General features: G+C 37.8%; 17 protein-coding genes, 4 tRNA genes and 1 pseudogene. 19 read left to right on the top strand and 3 right to left on the bottom strand.

Annotated features, from left to right (window positions below):
* Position 1: 1 nt before the first annotated feature.
* From nagA to PDT38_RS11600, 3 genes are all read right to left on the bottom strand, one after another.
* Positions 2-1,201 carry an N-acetylglucosamine-6-phosphate deacetylase gene (nagA, locus tag PDT38_RS11610; protein ID WP_270801619.1) on the bottom strand — a complete coding sequence of 400 codons (1,200 nt, stop codon included), beginning with the start codon at positions 1,199-1,201 and terminating at the stop codon, positions 2-4.
* Between the two features lie 126 nt (positions 1,202-1,327).
* Complete coding sequence (locus PDT38_RS11605) at positions 1,328-2,518, bottom strand: CynX/NimT family MFS transporter (RefSeq protein ID WP_394356267.1); 1,191 nt, start codon at positions 2,516-2,518, stop codon at positions 1,328-1,330.
* A 184-nt stretch (positions 2,519-2,702) separates the two neighbouring features.
* A complete protein-coding gene (locus PDT38_RS11600; RefSeq protein ID WP_270801615.1) occupies positions 2,703-3,191 on the bottom strand; it encodes a hypothetical protein in 489 nt (162 codons plus the stop codon).
* A gap of 352 nt (positions 3,192-3,543) precedes the next feature.
* On the opposite strand from PDT38_RS11600, the gene dnaB reads away from it, so the two are divergent.
* From dnaB to PDT38_RS11505, 19 genes and pseudogenes are all read left to right on the top strand, one after another.
* Positions 3,544-4,908 carry a replicative DNA helicase gene (dnaB, locus tag PDT38_RS11595; protein ID WP_270801613.1) on the top strand — a complete coding sequence of 455 codons (1,365 nt, stop codon included), beginning with the start codon at positions 3,544-3,546 and terminating at the stop codon, positions 4,906-4,908.
* A gap of 227 nt (positions 4,909-5,135) precedes the next feature.
* On the top strand, positions 5,136-6,428 hold the full coding sequence (locus tag PDT38_RS11590) for an adenylosuccinate synthase (protein WP_270801612.1): 1,293 nt from the start codon (positions 5,136-5,138) through the stop codon (positions 6,426-6,428).
* Positions 6,429-6,639: 211 nt separating this feature from the next.
* Positions 6,640-6,715, top strand: a tRNA-Lys gene (locus PDT38_RS11585).
* Positions 6,716-6,721: 6 nt separating this feature from the next.
* Positions 6,722-6,793, top strand: a tRNA-Glu gene (locus PDT38_RS11580).
* Between the two features lie 83 nt (positions 6,794-6,876).
* Positions 6,877-6,953, top strand: a tRNA-Asp gene (locus tag PDT38_RS11575).
* 17 nt (positions 6,954-6,970) lie between these two features.
* Positions 6,971-7,043 (top strand) — tRNA-Phe (locus PDT38_RS11570).
* A gap of 403 nt (positions 7,044-7,446) precedes the next feature.
* On the top strand, positions 7,447-8,154 hold the full coding sequence (gene yycF, locus PDT38_RS11565) for a response regulator YycF (RefSeq protein WP_270801610.1): 708 nt from the start codon (positions 7,447-7,449) through the stop codon (positions 8,152-8,154).
* Between the two features lie 7 nt (positions 8,155-8,161).
* A complete protein-coding gene (gene walK, locus PDT38_RS11560) occupies positions 8,162-10,006 on the top strand; it encodes a cell wall metabolism sensor histidine kinase WalK (RefSeq protein WP_270801608.1) in 1,845 nt (614 codons plus the stop codon).
* Positions 9,996-11,372: a YycH family regulatory protein gene (locus PDT38_RS11555; protein ID WP_270801607.1), complete on the top strand. Its 1,377-nt coding sequence runs from the start codon at positions 9,996-9,998 to the stop codon at positions 11,370-11,372. Before walK ends, PDT38_RS11555 begins: the two co-directional genes overlap by 11 nt.
* Positions 11,359-12,207: a two-component system regulatory protein YycI gene (locus PDT38_RS11550; RefSeq protein ID WP_270801605.1), complete on the top strand. Its 849-nt coding sequence runs from the start codon at positions 11,359-11,361 to the stop codon at positions 12,205-12,207. The genes PDT38_RS11555 and PDT38_RS11550 overlap by 14 nt, the downstream gene beginning before the upstream one ends.
* A gap of 6 nt (positions 12,208-12,213) precedes the next feature.
* Complete coding sequence (locus tag PDT38_RS11545) at positions 12,214-13,008, top strand: MBL fold metallo-hydrolase (protein WP_270801604.1); 795 nt, start codon at positions 12,214-12,216, stop codon at positions 13,006-13,008.
* A gap of 78 nt (positions 13,009-13,086) precedes the next feature.
* Positions 13,087-14,304 (top strand): S1C family serine protease, encoded by a 1,218-nt coding sequence (locus PDT38_RS11540; RefSeq protein WP_270801603.1) that lies wholly within the window; start codon positions 13,087-13,089, stop codon positions 14,302-14,304.
* A gap of 358 nt (positions 14,305-14,662) precedes the next feature.
* Positions 14,663-15,130: a hypothetical protein gene (locus tag PDT38_RS11535; RefSeq protein WP_270801601.1), complete on the top strand. Its 468-nt coding sequence runs from the start codon at positions 14,663-14,665 to the stop codon at positions 15,128-15,130.
* A gap of 22 nt (positions 15,131-15,152) precedes the next feature.
* A complete protein-coding gene (locus PDT38_RS11530; protein WP_270801598.1) occupies positions 15,153-15,656 on the top strand; it encodes a GNAT family N-acetyltransferase in 504 nt (167 codons plus the stop codon).
* 316 nt (positions 15,657-15,972) lie between these two features.
* On the top strand, positions 15,973-16,479 hold the full coding sequence (locus tag PDT38_RS11525) for a hypothetical protein (protein ID WP_270801596.1): 507 nt from the start codon (positions 15,973-15,975) through the stop codon (positions 16,477-16,479).
* Between the two features lie 142 nt (positions 16,480-16,621).
* Positions 16,622-16,780 carry a CxxH/CxxC protein gene (locus PDT38_RS11520; protein ID WP_270801594.1) on the top strand — a complete coding sequence of 53 codons (159 nt, stop codon included), beginning with the start codon at positions 16,622-16,624 and terminating at the stop codon, positions 16,778-16,780.
* An 80-nt stretch (positions 16,781-16,860) separates the two neighbouring features.
* Complete coding sequence (rlmH, locus tag PDT38_RS11515) at positions 16,861-17,340, top strand: 23S rRNA (pseudouridine(1915)-N(3))-methyltransferase RlmH (protein WP_270801593.1); 480 nt, start codon at positions 16,861-16,863, stop codon at positions 17,338-17,340.
* A gap of 63 nt (positions 17,341-17,403) precedes the next feature.
* A complete protein-coding gene (locus PDT38_RS11510) occupies positions 17,404-17,643 on the top strand; it encodes a hypothetical protein (protein ID WP_270801591.1) in 240 nt (79 codons plus the stop codon).
* A gap of 52 nt (positions 17,644-17,695) precedes the next feature.
* Positions 17,696-18,951, top strand: a pseudogene (locus tag PDT38_RS11505) (IS3 family transposase).
* The last annotated feature ends 314 nt before the right edge of the window (positions 18,952-19,265 follow it).

The raw sequence follows: 19,265 nt of genomic DNA, 5'->3' as shown, positions 1-19,265 counted from the left end.
GTCAAACCTCCCTTTTGTTGAATGCAATAACGCCTTTGCAAAGGGTGAAGATAAGCTCGTTTTTTTCATTTAAAATAATCAAGTCGGCATCCTTTCCAATTTGAATACTGCCTTTGTGATCATAAACACCAAGTTGATTAGCTGGATTTACTGCAGTCATATAAACAATATCTTCAAGTGAACACTCCGAGAATTTCATCATGTTTAGGATTGCTTGATCCATTTTTAGGATGCTACCGGCTAGTGTTCCATCTGCTAACACTGCCTGTTTGTCTTTAACAAACACCTCCTGACCTCCCAATGTATACGTTCCGTTTTTCAAACACTTGGCCCGCATAGCATCTGTAATTAAGATGATGCCTTCTTTTTGTTTTTGCTGAAATGTCAGTTTGATAACAGCAGGATGAACATGGATACCATCGGCTATTAGTTCTGTTGTCAGCTCTTTGTATAAAAGGGCACTTCCTGCTACACCAGGTTCTCGGTGATGCAGTCCCCGCATACCATTAAACAAATGTGTGATGTGTGAAACTCCAGCCTTCATCGCAGCTTTCATATCTTTAAGCCCTGCATCTGAATGACCGACCGAGGCCGTGACCCCTGTTTTTTTCAAATAATTGATCAGTTCTATAGATCCTTTGAGTTCAGGGGCAATTGTCACTAATTTGATGTTTCTCCCCGAAAGCGTCTGCCATTTTTTAAATAAAGAAAGGTCGGGAGGAATAATGGCATTTGGTGGCTGAGCTCCACAACGTTTCTCAGAAATAAAAGGACCTTCTAAATGAATGCCTAACATATCTGCGGTGCCGGTTTGATGGACAGATGTTTGATAATGTTGTGCGTTTGCTAATGCAAGTTCAATATCTGCCGCATCTTGAGTCATCGTTGTGGCAAGAAAGCTTGTTGTGCCTTCTGCTGGAAGGGCTTTAGCTATTGTTGTTAGGGCTTCTGTTGTTCCATCCATGACATCTGCACCATTTGCCCCGTGAATATGAATATCAATCATACCGGGCAGCATTTTGTAGTTTTCCGGAAATTCAAACGGTTCTGCTGCATAAATAGACTCTGGAAAATCTGTCATTTCGCCAAAAGCTTCAATTTTTTCTCCATTTGTTACGACGAATCCGTCTTCTATCTGCCCATTTTCACTGTAAATATTGAGATGTTTAAAAACAAGACACGAAGAGTGATTAGCATCCATCGTCAAAATCCCTTTCTCAAAGTGTTACAATAAGTATAGAACAGTATAACACTAGTTGTCTATACCATTTAATGAAAAATGATTTTTATTAACATGACGTCGACTTGATCACAAGCCAACATCATGTTAAGCAACCTTTTCATGAATAGACTGATTTTTTCCTGCACCAATCCCTGTGGTAATTAAAGTGATGAGTGCAACGATAAACAATAATATCGGCACATTCCAGGAATGGGTGTGATCATATATAAAACCAACAAAACTAGGACCAATTGCTGCTAGCAAATAACCTGCAGATTGTGACATTCCTGATAAAGCTGCCGCTTGATTTGCATTTTCACTTCGTAGTCCAATTAAAGTCAAAGCTAAGCTGATGCTAGAACCTTGTCCGATGCCAATCATGATGACTGATATCGTCAGTATGGCTGTATTCCCTCCATGTAGAAGGCCTAGCATACCTACTAAATACACGATGCCAAGCCCTAAAACAATGCTTTTTTGGTTGCTAAAACGGCTGGCGAGAACAGGTGTTAAAAATGTTGATGGAAGGCTGGAAAACTGCATAAGTGATAGCATCCAGCCAGCGAGGGACATGCTCATCCCATAAGAACGAAGAATTTCAGGAAGCCAGGCGATCGTACAATAAAACAAAAAAGATTGAATGCCCATAAAAAGAGTGACTTGCCAAGCGGTTCTAGAACGCCATACCGTTTGTTCTGTCCTCTTTACCTGAACTGTACGCTGATGCTGATAGTGAAGTTGAGGTACCCAGATTAATATTGTTAAAAAGGCAAGTCCGGCCCAAAATAAAAGCGAAGCGCTCCATCCCCATTGTAAACCGTTAGAAAGAGGAATGCTCAAACCGGATGCAAGAGCAGCGAATATCGACATTGATGTTGTATAAATACTTGTCATGATTCCCGCTTTATCGGGAAATTTTTGTTTAATCAGGCTAGGTAGCAACACATTGCTAATTGCAATCCCAACACCGATCAATGCGGTCCCCGCAAATAGTGTGGACGTTTCTCCATATGAACGAAGTAAAATTCCGATCACAAGAACAATCAATCCAACCCAAAGGGCTCTTTCATTGCCCATTCTTAGCCCAAGCTTAGGAGCAATCGGGGAAAGCAAAGCAAAAGACAGGAGGGGAAGAGTTGTTAAGAAACCAGCCATTCCATTTGTCATACCCAGATCAGTACGAATTGAGCTGATCAAAGGCCCAACAGATGTAATAGCAGGTCTTAAATTAAAAGCAATAAATATGATTCCCACAATTAGAATGGTATTATTCATTCGATATCGTTGAGCGGTCATGAAATTCATGCTGTACTCTCCTTTAATATTTATAAAAACATGTTGTACATATTAAAAAAAGAACAAGTTTTGTTGATAAAGGTCTAATTTTGCCTCCAATCTCTATTGTACTCGAGTGGAAACGGGAAGCAACATGCTTTTTAAAGAAAAAAATAAGGCTCCTAGAAATTAGGATCCTCACTTTTTAACGTAAATATTTAGCTAGTGAAGTTGAATAGAAAACGAAACGTAGCTTAGTTTTACTCTTTTTTAAATCTTTAGCATTACTAATAAACTTGTATCTGAATTTAGTTTTTACGTTAAGCTTACTTTTAATGGATAGGTTTGTATAACCATTCTTTTTCACATATTGAGTTTTATAATTTTTCCAGCCCTTTTTTGTTTTATATTGTAAAATGGCTTTTATTTTCCCTTTTCCTGAACCATATGTACGTATCCCTGTTGTAGTATATGCGGAAATACTTTTATCATAGTGTTTGAAAACCGTTGAAAAGGTAAAAGTTGGTGTATAACTGTATTTCTTGAAGATACCGCATTGATAATAGGTGATCGAACTGTTTGATGTCCAATTATCCTTAGCCTGAACAGTAGTAGAACCTACAAATCCAAGTGAAGCAAAACTTCCAATTGCAACTGTTAAAACTAATAAAAATTTTATGAATCTGTTTTTCAAAATTAATTTCCTCCTATCAGTCATTAGACTTAATCTCATTTATAAATATTAATCTATAAATTAAAAATGAGCATCAGTCTAAATATCTATTAATGGATTTTTTGTCAAAAAATAATAAGACATACGATCTACTTTTATTCCAAAAAAACCAAATAGATAATCGGTTATGCCAGTATCTCAGATTGGCAAAAGAATGAAGGTCTTGTCCCGAAATTTTCCTTTTCTATACGGTCTCATGTTTTGTCAAATAAATTGATTTCCAAAAATATACGATAGATTAACATCTATTTTTTTTCTTTAGACATGGTAAAATAGAAGTTAGGTTATTTTTTAGGGAGGGACGGTGCTTAACATGACAGATCTTCTGAATGACAGACTGCCGCCACAAAATATTGAAGCCGAACAGGCCGTATTAGGTGCTGTTTTTTTAGAACCATCCGCATTAACATTGGCGTCAGAAGTCTTGATACCAGATGATTTTTATAGAATGTCGCACCAAAAAATCTTTAATGCCATGCTTGTTCTAGGGGACCGTGGTGAGCCAGTTGATTTGGTGACTGTTACATCTGAACTTGCAAACACCGATCTTTTGGAAGAAATTGGTGGCATCTCTTACTTAACAGATATAGCAAATTCTGTACCTACTGCTGCCAATATAGAATACTATGCAAAAATTGTTGAAGAAAAATCGATTCTCCGTCGCTTGATTCGTACGGCAACAACAATTGCTCAAGACGGCTTTACAAGGGAAGATGAGGTTGAAGACCTCCTAAGCGAGGCAGAAAAAACAATTATGGAGGTTGCTCAGCGTAAAAATACGGGGGCCTTTCAAAATATTAAAGATGTTCTTGTTCAAACCTACGATAATATTGAACAGCTTCATAACCGGAAAGGGGATATCACGGGAATCCCGACTGGTTTCGCAGAACTGGATAGAATGACGGCCGGATTTCAGCGAAACGATCTCATTATTGTAGCTGCAAGACCATCTGTTGGTAAAACAGCTTTTGCATTGAATATTGCCCAAAATGTTGCGACAAAAACAGATGAAAGTGTCGCGATCTTTAGTCTTGAAATGGGAGCGGAACAGCTTGTGATGCGGATGCTTTGTGCAGAGGGTAACATCAACGCCCAAAATCTCCGAACCGGAAACTTGACAGAAGAGGACTGGGGCAAGCTGACAATGGCCATGGGTAGCCTGTCAAACAGCGGCATCTTTATCGATGATACACCAGGAATCCGAGTCAGTGAAATCCGTTCAAAATGTAGACGTCTTAAACAGGAAAATGGACTTGGTATGATCTTAATTGACTATTTACAACTGATTCAAGGAAGCGGCCGTTCAAAGGACAATCGTCAGCAGGAAGTCTCAGAAATATCACGATCACTTAAAGCGCTGGCAAGAGAACTAGAAGTCCCGGTTATCGCACTTTCTCAGCTTTCCCGGGGTGTTGAACAACGTCAGGACAAGCGACCGATGATGTCAGACATTCGTGAATCAGGTAGTATTGAACAGGACGCTGATATCGTTGCTTTCTTATACCGTGATGATTATTATGATAAAGAATCAGAGAATAAAAATATTATTGAAATCATTATTGCGAAACAACGGAATGGTCCTGTAGGCACTGTTTCACTCGCATTTGTAAAAGAATATAATAAGTTCGTCAACTTGGAACGACGTTTTGATGATTCAGATGTTCCAGCCGGCGCATAGATTCCTAGGACAAGTGTCTTAGGGGTTTTTTTGTAGTTTTCTGAGATTTGGCTTAAAATAAAACTTAAAAAATAGAAAAGTAATAGATTCCACAACAAAATAACGAACAAAAACGTTTATCGATAAAAAAATGTTCGTGTTTATAATTGACTTTCATTGTTGACACTGATAAACTGGATGTGTTTGGTATAGATATCGTTTGAAAAGGTTAACGGAGGTGCACGGATATGTCTTCAGTAGTTGTTGTTGGCACGCAGTGGGGAGACGAAGGGAAAGGGAAAATAACCGATTTCCTCTCAGAAAATGCAGAAGTGATAGCACGGTACCAGGGTGGAAATAACGCAGGACATACGATTAAATTTAACGGGACAACGTATAAGCTTCATTTAATTCCATCAGGTATTTTTTATAAAGATAAAATATGTGTGATCGGAAACGGAATGGTCGTTGATCCAAAAGCATTGGTGGAAGAACTTTCATATCTTCATGAACGCAAAGTAGAGACAGACAACTTAAGAATTTCAAATAGAGCTCATGTCATTTTGCCTTATCATTTGAGACTTGATGCAGTTGAGGAAGAACGAAAAGGAGCAAACAAAATCGGCACGACTAAAAAAGGAATCGGTCCTGCCTATATGGATAAAGCAGCTCGTATTGGAATTCGTATTGCTGACCTTTTAGATCGCACCGCTTTTGAAGAAAAACTTGCTAACAATTTAAAAGAAAAAAACCGTTTGCTTGAAAAAATGTATGATACAACAGGATTTAAAATTGAAGATATTCTCGATGAATATTATGAATATGGTCAACAAATCAAACAATATGTTTGTGACACATCTGTTGTCTTAAACGATGCACTTGATGAAGGACGCCGCGTTTTGTTTGAAGGCGCACAAGGTGTCATGCTTGATATTGACCAAGGAACGTATCCATTTGTTACATCTTCCAACCCAGTGGCCGGTGGAGTAACGATCGGTTCTGGAGTGGGACCAACAAAAATCCGCCATGTAGTCGGCGTATCTAAAGCCTATACGACTCGAGTCGGTGACGGTCCTTTTCCAACCGAACTTCATGACGAGACTGGAGATCAAATTCGTGAAATAGGCCGGGAGTACGGGACTACAACAGGACGCCCTCGCCGAGTCGGCTGGTTTGATAGCGTAGTTGTCCGTCATGCCCGTCGTGTCAGTGGAATAACAGATCTTTCATTAAATTCTATTGATGTCTTAACTGGAATTGAAACATTAAAAATATGTGTGGCTTACAAATATCGTGGTGAAATCATTGAGGAATTTCCAGCAAGCTTAACATCCCTTGCAGAATGTAAACCAGTGTATGAAGAAATGCCGGGTTGGACAGAAGACATCACAGGAGCTAAAAATCTTAGTGACTTACCTGAGAATGCTCGTCATTACCTTGAGCGTGTTTCTCAACTGACAGGAATACCGATTTCTATTTTTTCTGTCGGTCCAGATCGCTCTCAGACGAATGTCATTAGAAGTGTGTACCGTCCAAACTAAATGAAAAGGGCTGTCCAGTGAGTCGATTTTTGACGATTGGACGCCTTTTTCATTTTACAAGTATTGTTATTTTCTAGGGCGTGTGACAGCGGTTAAATTTCTAAAAAACCTTTCAAAAAGAAAAAATTATAAAAAAAACAAAAAAATATTGCCATATCTATTCGTTCTATGATAATATAAATCTCGTTGTTGCGAAAATAAACTAAATGAAGAGCCATTAGCTCAGTTGGTAGAGCATCTGACTTTTAATCAGAGGGTCGAAGGTTCGAGTCCTTCATGGCTCACCATTTCTAGGCCCGTTGGTCAAGCGGTTAAGACACCGCCCTTTCACGGCGGTAACACGGGTTCGAATCCCGTACGGGTCATTGATTTACTTTAGCGTTATTGCTATCCCCTTTGCTTTGGAAAGGACCACGATTCCTTTTCAAAGCATGTACTGTTAAAAAACGGTCCGGTAGTTCAGTTGGTTAGAATGCCTGCCTGTCACGCAGGAGGTCGCGGGTTCGAGTCCCGTCCGGACCGCCATATAAATTTAAATATACGGCTCGGTAGCTCAGTTGGTAGAGCAACGGACTGAAAATCCGTGTGTCGGCGGTTCGATTCCGTCCCGAGCCACTTTAAAAAGGCGCGTCTGTTATTTAGCAGATGCGTTTTCTTATAGATTAGAAAAGCAAAACTTGAGGAATTTTAATGGAAGACAAAAAAAGGGAGACCGGTATCAACCGGTCAAAGAAGAAGACGTTATGATATAGACGGTTGAAAACGTGAGATGTTTCATTTTTTTAGTAAAAAAAGTAACAGAAATTTAATGGATATAATTGAATGCAGAAGGGACCTAGGCTGATGATGTTTCAAGGTCTTTTCGATTAAACTATTTTTTCAATTTTTATTGCATAAACGTTATAATATATAAGAAATCTCTTTTAATAAAGAATAAATGAACTTGAATATAAAAGCATATACAGTGATTTTTCAGATGCTGCTTTGTATTTTGATTAGAGACCAGGAGGAATAGACAATGGAAAAAAAGATTCTTGTTGTAGATGATGAAAACCCGATTGCTGACATTTTAGAGTTTAATCTTAAAAAAGAAGGTTATGATGTTCATTGTGCTTATGATGGTAATGAAGCATTGCAAAAGGTTGAAGAGTTAAACCCCGATTTAATTCTCCTTGATATCATGCTTCCTAATAAAGACGGTATCGAAGTATGCCGTGAAGTAAGAAAAAAATATGATATGCCAATTATTATGCTGACTGCCAAAGACTCTGAAATTGACAAAGTCATTGGTCTTGAACTAGGTGCAGACGACTATGTCACAAAACCGTTTAGTACCCGTGAGCTGTTAGCGCGTGTAAAAGCGAATTTACGGAGACAGAATACAGTTGCGACAGCTGAAGAAGAACCGGCTTCAAATGAAATCCAAATCGGATCACTTGTCATTTTCCCTGATGCTTATGTCGTTTCAAAACGGGATGAAACAATCGAACTAACGCATCGTGAATTTGAACTTCTGCATTACCTTGCAAAACATATTGGACAAGTTATGACTCGTGAGCATTTGCTACAAACAGTATGGGGGTATGACTATTTTGGTGATGTCCGGACGGTTGATGTCACGGTTCGCCGACTTCGAGAAAAAATTGAAGACAACCCGAGTCATCCAAACTGGATCGTCACAAGACGAGGTGTCGGCTACTATTTAAGAAATCCGGAACAGGACTAATGCAAAAATGAATAAAGTTGGATTTTTTCGCTCTATTCATTTTAAGTTTACGTTAATATACGTACTGTTAATTATCGTGGCTATGCAGATTATTGGCGTATATTTTGTCCAGCAGACGGAGAATTCTCTCCTGAAATCTTTTAATGATGCTCTAGATCAGAGGGTGAACAATCTGGCGTATTATTTGGAACAAGAAATTACGAAAGACAGAAGTGATCCTTCATCAACAACATTAAAAGATGATGCAGAAAAGATACTGAGTGATTTTAGTAAAGAAGGCGAAGTTCTAGAAGTCAGCCTCATTGATAAAAGCTATGAAGTCATTGCAACCTCTAATCCATATAACCGGGAAGTAGCAGGGAAAAAAACAACAGAAGGTATTATCAAAAGAACACTACTTATCGGGCGACCATTTGAAAATAAGTTCTTTGATCCTGAACTGGATAGTAGAGTTCGAATTTCAGTGTCACCTATTAAAAAGGCAAATCAAGAAACAATAGGTGCCATCTATGTAGTGGCTTCGATGGATAGTGTTTACAATCAAATTCAAAAAATTAACGCAATCTTAGCTTCAGGCACGATTATAGCTCTTGTCATTACTGCTTTTTTAGGGGTGTTTGTCGCACGGACGATTACTCATCCACTATCAGATATGCGCAAACAGGCGATTGAGTTGGCAAAAGGGAACTTTTCCCGAAAGGTCAGGAAATATGGAAATGATGAAATCGGTCAGTTAGGGACGACGTTTAATTATTTGACGAAAGAACTAAAAGAGGCTCAGTCGATGACAGAAGGAGAACGAAAAAAACTTTCCTCTGTTATCGCTTATATGACGGACGGAGTCATTGCTACAAACCGCAATGGCGCTATTATTTTGTTAAATACACCTGCTTTAGAACTGCTTAATGTTTCACGTGAAACTGCGCTAGAAATGCCAATTACGTCATTGCTTGGCCTTGAGAATGAATATAAGTTCGAAGATTTAGTTGAACAGCAGGATTCGCTCATTATAGAGATCGATCAGGAAGAGCGCACGTCTGTGCTTCGCGTTAATTTTTCGATCATACAAAAAGAACACGGGAAAATTGATGGATTAATTGCCGTCATTTATGATGTCACTGAACAAGAACAAATTGATCAGGAACGAAGAGAATTTGTGGCAAACGTTTCTCATGAGCTCAGAACACCGCTGACAACGATGCGAAGCTACCTTGAAGCATTAGCAGAAGGTGCTTGGCAAGATCAAAATATCGCACCAAGGTTTTTAAATGTGGCTCAGAATGAAACGGAACGGATGATCAGACTTGTTAATGATCTATTACAGCTTTCAAAATTTGATAGTAAGGATTATAAATTTAACAAAGAATGGATCCACTTTATTCGTTTCTTCTCCCTTATTATTGAACGCTTTGAAATGACGAAACAACAGCATGTTGATTTTATTAGTCAACTTCCGAACAGGGATTTATATGTTGAAATGGATCCAGATAAAATTACCCAAGTCTTGGATAACATTATTTCTAACGCTTTAAAATACTCTCCAGAAGGAGGGCATATTACATTTTCTGTTCATGTAAATGAAAAAGAAGAACTGCTGTATATCAGTGTGAAAGATGAAGGAGTCGGAATTCCGAGAAAGGATTTAGAACGAATCTTCGAACGCTTTTATCGTGTGGATAAAGCCAGAACAAGAAAACTGGGCGGAACAGGGCTCGGCCTAGCGATCGCGAGAGAAATGGTACAGGCTCATGGAGGGGATATCTGGGCTGATAGTATTGAAGGAAAAGGAACAAAGATTACATTTACCTTGCCATATAAAGAAGAACAAGAGGATGATTGGGATGAAGCGTGAAACAATAAAAACAATAATACTGTCCGTTTTAGTTCTGATCAGTCTTTTGTTTACCTATAACCTTTGGGGATTTCAAGGAAGATTTGAGAAAGTTGAAGATTCTGGGGTACAGGTAAGTGACAAGGATCCGATTACAAATCAAACAAAACTTTTAAATGAAGTCGTCAAACCGCAGCAAATGTTTGTTCATGATAACGGGAATCACTACTTGCTGAATGATATGACCTCTTATCAACAGCTCTGGAATGACATGAGCCGCTGGGAAGTAAAAGCTCTTAAAGATATCTCAGATGATATTGACAAACAGGATTTCAAAGATTGGCTTTATGATAATAAAAAAAATACGGATGATCCGAAATTGGACCTTGTTTTTAATGACAACATTCCAATCAGTGTATTGCAGCCACTTTTTAAATGGTCGGCCGCTTCTTATGAATACAATGCTTTTGACAGAATCGTTCTTCCCTTCAAAGAACCAAGTCGAAATAAAAAAATATATTTTGTTTCTTTTAGTAAAGAAACGGTTGTTGAAGCGCAAATTGAATCAGCCAATTATCGAAACATCCTTTCAGATATCTATAAGGGAAAGTCAAAAATGCCTGCGTATAAGGCTTTTCCACTAAGCTCTAGGAGAGATGTATTGCTTCCAGTTAACAGATTAAAGTTGACTGAAAAAGAGTACTTCACAGAACCGATCAGTCCTAACCGTTTTAAAAAGGCTTTATTCGATGATCCGCAAATAGTACGACAGGAATCGAATTTAAACAGGCCAGTATATTCGGATGGAGCAAGCCTTTTAGAAGTGTATGAGAATAAAAAACAAATCAAGTTTCAACACCGTAATTTGGAACCTAGCTTAACTTATCAAAATGGAGAACTGATTAATAAAAGCTTTAAATATTTAAATGATACTGGAAGTTGGACGGATGACTATCAGTTTTTCAGTTTAAGTGAAAATCAACAAATTAGCTTTAACATGTTCATGGATCAGCTACCTGTAGTGGATAGTCCAACTCAGCCGTTTGGAACCACATCAATTGATATACGTTGGGCAAATAATGATATATTGGATTACAAACATCCAACCTATGTTTTAGGAGCAAATGCAAGCCCTCTCAGTAAAAAAAATAAAGAGATTATGAACGGCCAAAAATTAATGGATTATTTGAACAAACATCGTAAGGAATATAACCGTGATCAAATAGAACAAATTTTCCCTGCTTATGAAATGGTTGCGGTGTCTGATGGACAAGATCCACTTGTCAAGCTAATACCGACTTGGTGCGTAAAAATAAACGGTACATTAAAACCTATACCGAATGAAGATACAATGATCAAGGAGGGCGTAGCTAGTGGATTGGAATAGAACACAAACAATATTCATTGTCGTCTTCCTTGTTCTCGATATATTTTTGGCAATTCAATACTTTCTAAAACATGAAAACAATCAATTTACCGTTTTAGAAAAGTCGACATTTGAGGAAGATATGAAAACCGACCATATATCTTACGGAGGCTTATCAAAGGAATCACAAACAGGTTCTTCGATATCCGCACAAAAGAGAATTTTTAAACAAAGTGAAATCAATGCGTTAAAAGGACAAAAGCCGTTAGATCTACCAAAAAAAGAACCGTTAACTGAAATAGAGATGAAATTTGAAAAACCTATTCCTATTAAAACCGATTTAGAGACCACGGCAAAGGAAATCCTCAACAATCAAGTAATTGACGGCAGTAAATATAAGCTTTGGAAGGTAGATCAATTAAAGAACCGAATTATTTTCTTCCAGGCTTATAAAGGAAAATTTATCTTCCAGGATCAAAAAGAAAGTGCCAACAATGATATGGGAGAAGTCGTATTGTTTTTAAATAAAAACAATGAGTTCGTTTCTTATAAACAGTCCATGTTACAAAAAATCAAAGAGGTTAAAACGGAAAACCTCATTTCTGCTGTCGGAGCTGTTGAAGCTCTATATTATCATCCTGATTATTTAAAACCTAACAGCAAGATCAAACATGCAGAACTAGGGTATTATACACAGTATCCATTGGCTAGTGCCCAAATTTTTGTACCCGTTTGGCGGATCGAGGTTCAGCGAGGAACAAAGGAAAAAGATAACCTGATGTATGAAGAGTTTATCGTTGATGCAAGGGATGGAGCGGTGCTCCAATCAAAGGACAAAAAGGAAAAATCGGAGTGAGAGTTCATGAGTTTGCAATTTAGCGTTCTTGCAAGCGGGAGTACGGGCAATGCATTTTATTTGGAAACCGAAGATCACGCCTTTTTAGTGGATGCAGGTCTTAGTGGAAAAGCAATTGAAGGATTGATGACTCAAATTGACAGAAGCTTAGACCAACTTGATGGCATTTTTGTTACTCATGAGCATAGTGACCACATTAAAGGTCTCGGTGTTTTGGCAAGAAAATACGAGTTACCTGTTTATGCTAATGAAAAGACATGGAAGGCGATGGAAGGAAACATTGGCAAAATAGACAATGCTCAAAAGTTTGTCTTTCCAATGGAAACGATAAAATCGTTCGGTCCCCTTGATGTTGAATCTTTTGGTGTTTCCCATGATGCAGCAGAACCAATGTTTTATGTTTTTCATTATAATGGTCGGAAACTTGCACTGATCACGGATACAGGATATGTTAGTGACCGCATGAAAGGAATTATTAGATCAGCCAATGTTTTTGTGTTTGAAAGCAACCATGATGTCGGAATGTTGCAAATGGGGCGATATCCTTGGAATATTAAACGACGAATTTTAAGCGATATTGGCCATGTGTCAAACGAAGATGCGGCACTTGCGATGACAGATGTAATTAGTGATGAAACATCCCGTATTTACCTAGCACACTTAAGTCAAGATAATAATATGAAAGAACTGGCGAGAATGTCAGTACAACAAACCCTTGCCGCAAAAGGTTTGATATCTGGAGAAACGTTTGAATTATATGATACAGATCCAAAAAAACCAACACCTCTTGCAGCGGTGTAATTTTCCTACAATCAATGATTAATCTGAAAGCTGATGATCCACACTATATATGAAGATCTTTGAAAGGATTTGAATATAGTGGAGTTTAATCATGATGAGGAAAAGTACGATCAGGAAAAGAGAAAAAGAAGTTGGAAAAGCTTTTTGATATCAAGTCTAGCTGGAGCCGTGATTGGTGCTTTATTAACCGTACTTGCTCTGCCATACCTCTCTGAACAAGGCCTTTTGCCATACAAACTTCAAGTGATCAAATTGCGCAATGGAAATGGGACAAGACAGCAAGGAGCAGCACTTCGAAATGTTTCAGTCAATGTAAGTAATGAGGTTACAAATGTCGTCTCAAAAGTGTCTGATTCAGTCGTTGGCGTCATCAATCTTCAAAAAACAGGTGGTGTCTGGGATGGAACAGGTGAGGCCGGCACCGGTTCAGGTGTCATTTATAAAAAGAATGGCGAGACAGCCTACATTGTAACGAACCATCATGTTATTGCAGGCGCGTCACAAATTGAAGTCAGCTTAAATGATGGAACAAGAATTCAGGCAAAGCTAATTGGCAGCGATAAACTAATGGATCTTGCCGTACTTCAAGTCAATAGCAATAAAATTAAAGCAGTTGCTGATTTTGGAAACTCCGATCAGGTAAAAACAGGTGAGCCTGTCATTGCGATTGGAAATCCTCTCGGCCTTCAGTTTTCCGGTTCTGTTACACAAGGTATTATATCTGGTACAGAGCGTGCTGTTCCGGTTGATTCAGACGGGGACGGACAGCCTGACTGGAATGCCGAAGTACTACAAACAGATGCGGCGATTAACCCCGGAAACAGTGGCGGTGGGCTGTTTAATATTGATGGAAAAGTGATTGGGATTAATTCGATGAAAATTGCAGAGTCTGCTGTTGAAGGGATTGGTCTTAGTATCCCAGCTAATCTTGCAATTCCAGTTATTCATGATCTAGAGTCATATGGAGAAGTCAGACGTCCATACCTTGGAATTGAAATGAAATCACTTGCTGACATCGCAAGTTACCATTGGCAAGAAACACTCAAATTGCCGAAAGACATTACTTCTGGTGTCGCAATTATGGGTGTGCAGCCTATCTCACCGGCTGGAAAAGCAGGTCTGAAAAAGCTTGATGTCATCATCGAATTTGACGGAGAACAAGTTTACGATATCGTTGATCTTCGTAAAGAGCTTTACACTAAAAATGTTGGTGATACAGTGAAAATTAAATACATGCGCGGTGGAAAAGAGAAAACGACCGAAGTAAAACTATCACGTTCCAAATTGGACAGCTAACCATAAACAGTCTGGCGATCAAGCCGGGCTGTTTTTCTTTATGCCTTAATTATGGCCAAGTAATTGATGTTCGTCAAAAATTGAAAAATGTTTTTTGGATAAAGGAATAAAGACCTGTGAATTGCAAAAATCATGATTCATTTGGAGGTTTTTTCATTTTAGTGGATAAAGAAATGATTTTTTGAAAATAGTGGCGTTCCTACAGCGGCTTTATTTGGAATAATAAGACAACAAAAATGAGTCAAATGTCATCATGGTTCTTTAGACTTATTGTCTAACAAACACAAAACGCATATATTGATGGGGTGTCCATCTATAATGAAAATATTCATTCAATTCATGTATACGGAGGAATGAGATGAGTAATGATTCAACAATGACAATGAAATCGTTGTCAATTAAAAGTGTGCAGAACGTTTTTTTATTGTGTCTTGTTACCTTAGGAGCCTACATTCCATACTGGTTTATTTCCAGGAAAAAAAGTCTTGATATGCTTCCCTATCATGATATTCCCTACGCCATACTTAAAGCTATCATTGGTTATTATTTATTTTCTTTTCCTATGGGTTTAACAGCTACTTTTATACTCTCAGATACACACTATAGTATTTACATTCTACTGCATAGGGTGATCATGATTTTATCTGTTGGTGTACTGATTTATTGTGCTCTTATCGTGACAGTCTCTTTGAATAAGCTGTCTGGATATCATCTAGAAAAAGGATCTGTCCTTGCTTTTCTATTGAACATTTTATACATTCAGCATAGAATCAATAAGCTTTCTCAACAAAAACGCGAATATTTAACAATCGTCTCATCATCATAAAGAAGGATGTGAATGCAAGTTTATGTTAAAAGGACTCAATTTACAGAAAAAAAAGACATCACCTCTTCTGAAACCGATGTCTGGACAAGATTTTGAGGAGTATAAATCATATACGATCAATCATTACGCTATGGAAAAAGTAAAAGCGGGTCTATGGACAGTGGCAGAAGCAATGGAAAAAGCAGAAGAACAGTTTCAACGACTTTTGCCAAACGGATTAGATAGTACAAACCATTATCTATGGTCAATCGTAAACGAAGAGAAAGATGTTATGGGCTGGCTTTGGGTATATATTGATCGCGAGCATCCTCTGAAGGATGCATTTATTTACGATATTGGACTGTATGAAGCTTACCAAGGACAAGGTATTGGGAGATGGGTGCTGAAGACGTTAGAGGAAGAGGCTGAGGAGTTAGGTGTCAAAAAGCTGTCTCTCCATGTATTTGCCCACAACAAGACTGCGATACGTTTGTATGAGAAAATGAACTATGAGGTTACAGATTTGCATATGAGCAAACGGCTGTAATTTCACGAGGGTCTTTAAGACTATTTTTTAAATGTAAATTAATACGAATGATATTATCGATCTATATTTCACAAAGTAATAAAAAAAGTTAACTATAGAACGTCTAAAAATAGTTATTTACACTCATTGACCCGTTAGTTTTTAAGGGAGAAATGTGATTTAAGAACTGTTTTTTATAGATTTAATTGTTTTCCTGAAATAAATATCATCGAAAATGCTTATATTAAGATGTTGAATTCTCTATTGGTTTATAGTTTTCTTTTTAGAAGGTCTATAGATAGGTGGGGGCGCAAGAAAGTGAGTTTGAGGAAATAACATGAATGAAGATCAAGATGTAAAGGAATTTCAAAAAATTAGCGTCAAGTATGCAATTTTATTAACGATTATCACACTCGGAATGTATATCCCATATTGGTTTTTGTCAAGAAGACAAGCTCTTGAAAAGTTTCAAATTAAGATCCCGTATGTTGCTATTAAAGTAACGGTGGTGCTCTTCATTTTTTCAGTCTTAGAATTTTTATGGATACTAACACCTGTTCAGTACGTGTTAGGTGATCATCTTTTACCGAACGATTATGCCTTTTTGCTCCCATTACAACCAGAAGATAGCTTATTAAAGCATTTTTCTCTGCTATTATTTATCATTGTTAATATTTATAGCAGTTTGCAGGTTCGACAAGCTTTTAAACAACGGTTTAGAAGCCAATCTGTGAATAGATTGTTGACTTGTTTATTTCAAGTTGCTTATTTACAGTATATTGTGAATAAGTATGAATGCTTAGCAAACCATTACAATAGTAAATCAAATACCCCATCAGTTTAAAAAGCATTGGCTTAGTGGTCAATGCTTTTTCATCTGTGGATAAACATACGAAAAATTCTATTAACATGTGAATAAATAGGGTATATTGGAATAAGGAACTTCTTTAAAAAAAGAGCCTAATGATAAGTTTGGAGGTACACTCATGAAATCTTGTGAGGAACATATAGAAACTGTGATTGATATGTACGTTGATGAAGAAGAACAAGCACCGGAAATTAGAAAAATCGAACATATACACAACTTATCCACAACCTGTGAATTATGTGATAACCCTGCAGTATATATAGTAGGGAACAAATGATCGGGCACAATATATACACAAAATATCCACAGCTGTGGATAAATACTCTGAATATCTTGTTCTTAAGGTGGGGATGACCTGTGAATATATCGATTGTAGCCATTGGAAAGTTAAAAGAAAAATATTTAAAACAAGGAATAGATGAATATATAAAACGACTTTCATCCTATGCAAAAGTTGAGATAATCGAACTGCCTGATGAAAAAGCACCAGAAAATTTAAGCGAACAGGATATGAAAATCGTCAAAGCCAAAGAAGGCGAACGCCTTCTCGCCAAAATCAGCCAAGATGCCCACGTCATCGCTCTGGCGATTGAGGGAAAAATGAAAAGTTCGGAGGAATTAGCCGATCATATCGATAGGCTTGCTACATATGGAAAAAGCAAAGTCTGCTTTGTCATCGGTGGCTCACTGGGCTTAAGCGACGCTGTCCTGCAGCGCGCGGATGAGAAGCTGTCGTTTTCACGGATGACATTTCCGCATCAATTGATGCGGTTGATTTTGGTAGAGCAGGTTTATCGGGCATTTCGGATTAATCGGGGGGAACCGTATCATAAGTGAGTAGGTTTAAAGAGGCAATAGAGACAGAAAAATTTTAAGATGATTGTTTTTAGGGGATACTTAATGGACCTTGCTATAGTAAGTATTGAAGAATTACATTTAGAAGTGGAAAGTGAGAAAATATGTATCAAATATGAAGAAAAAGATAAGCACGATTTGCAGAAAGTTAGAATATTTAAATCTACCTTTTCGAATGTTGGTCTAAAAAACGCTCAATTTAACAAGCGAAAACTTTTCCATATTGTCAAAGACGTTATATACAAAATCGTCGGGTTAAAATTATACAAAGCTCCACCTTATTGAACTGCCCCCCAATTGTTAGACACCATCTAACAATCGGAGGTGCAGTTTTCTTATGGTTAAATTTACAGCTGAGGAAAAAATACAAGCGGTTAAAAAGTATCTTACGGGGACTAAAGGGTAAAAACGATTGCCAGGGAGATTGGCGTTTCGCATAGTGTTTTTCATGTATGGATCCGCAACTATCAACATTATGGAGAAGTTGTGTTTCATAAATCCTATACAACCTATTCCGCAGAAGATAAACTAGAGGTACTTCATTATATGATCAGGGACGTCTATCCGTGCAACTGCCGCTATCTTCAATATTCAAGCGCCTTCTACACTCGCTCAGTGGAAGAAACAGTTCGAAGCTGGAGGAATAGAGGCCCTAAAACCAAAAAAAGGGGCGTTTATCCAGGGAAAAGCACAACCAAAAAAGAACGGAAAAACAAGGAACGCAAGAAGGATCAGTTGAAGCGATGCAAGAGGAAATTGAACGTCTGCGGATGGAGAATGCCTTAGTTCAAAACAAGGAAAAATCACAAAACAAGACAAAGCACAAGTAGTATTTACTAAGGACTAATTTCCGGTTAAAAAGCGCTGCTTAAACTGGCTGGAATACCGCGCAGTACGTATTATTACTGGGTCAAAACTTTCGGGCGTTCAGACAAAGATGCCGAGATCAAATCGCTAGTTCAGACTATCTATGATGAACATAAAGGCTGTTACGGATATCGACGGATACATGCTGAATTTAAAAACCGCGGGTATCAAATCAACCATTAAAAAGTATATCGGATCATGAATGAATTGGGATTAAAATGCCTTGTGCGGAAGAAGAAAAAAGGAGAAATCGACAAGGCGGCTCCTCATCTTTTAAATCGTGATTTCAAGGCGGAAAAACCGAAAAGGAAATGGGTAACGGATATCACGGAATTTAAATTATTCGGGGGGAAAACTGTATATATATCCAATGCTCGATTTATTTAATAGAGAGATCATAGTCTATACGCTCGGTTCGAGACCAACATATTTGCTCGTATCCGAGATGTTAGAACAGTCATTTGAACTGCTGACAGATGAAGATGAGCTCATGATTCATTCAGATCAAGGCTGGCACTACCAAATAAAGCCGTATCTTCATGTCCTAAAAAACGAAACATCACACAAAGTATGTCTCGTAAAGGCAACTGTTATGACAATGCGGTGATGGAAAGCTTCTTTAGCGTTTTAAAATCAGAATTCCTTTATGAGAGCGTCGAACATTTCAAAAAAGAACTCGTAGAGTATATTGATTACTACTATCACAAACGGATTAAGATCAAATGAAAAGGCATGAGCCCGGTGCAATACCGGAATCATGCCAGTCGAGCTGCTTCATGACATTTTACTGTCTAAGTTTTGGAGTCACTTCAATCCATCTTCCGTTAGGCAATTAAATAGATGAGTCGAGATCTGGCATTCATTAAAAATGCCAGATTTTTTATAATAAAATATCAAAATGGAGTTCCAAAACATAAAAAATAACTATTTATTTCCTTTAGAGGTCTTTTATATCATATTTTAAAAATTCATAAAAATTAGTTGAAATTTCTGAATAATTGATATTATCATTATTAGGAAAAGGGGGTGAGGGCTATGAA

It is taken from the genome of Bacillus changyiensis, from assembly GCF_027706145.1.
Classification (GTDB): Bacteria; Bacillota; Bacilli; order Bacillales; family Bacillaceae; genus Bacillus; species Bacillus changyiensis.
Note: the sequence above shows the minus strand (reverse complement) of the source record. Positions and strands in the feature narration are given on the sequence as shown.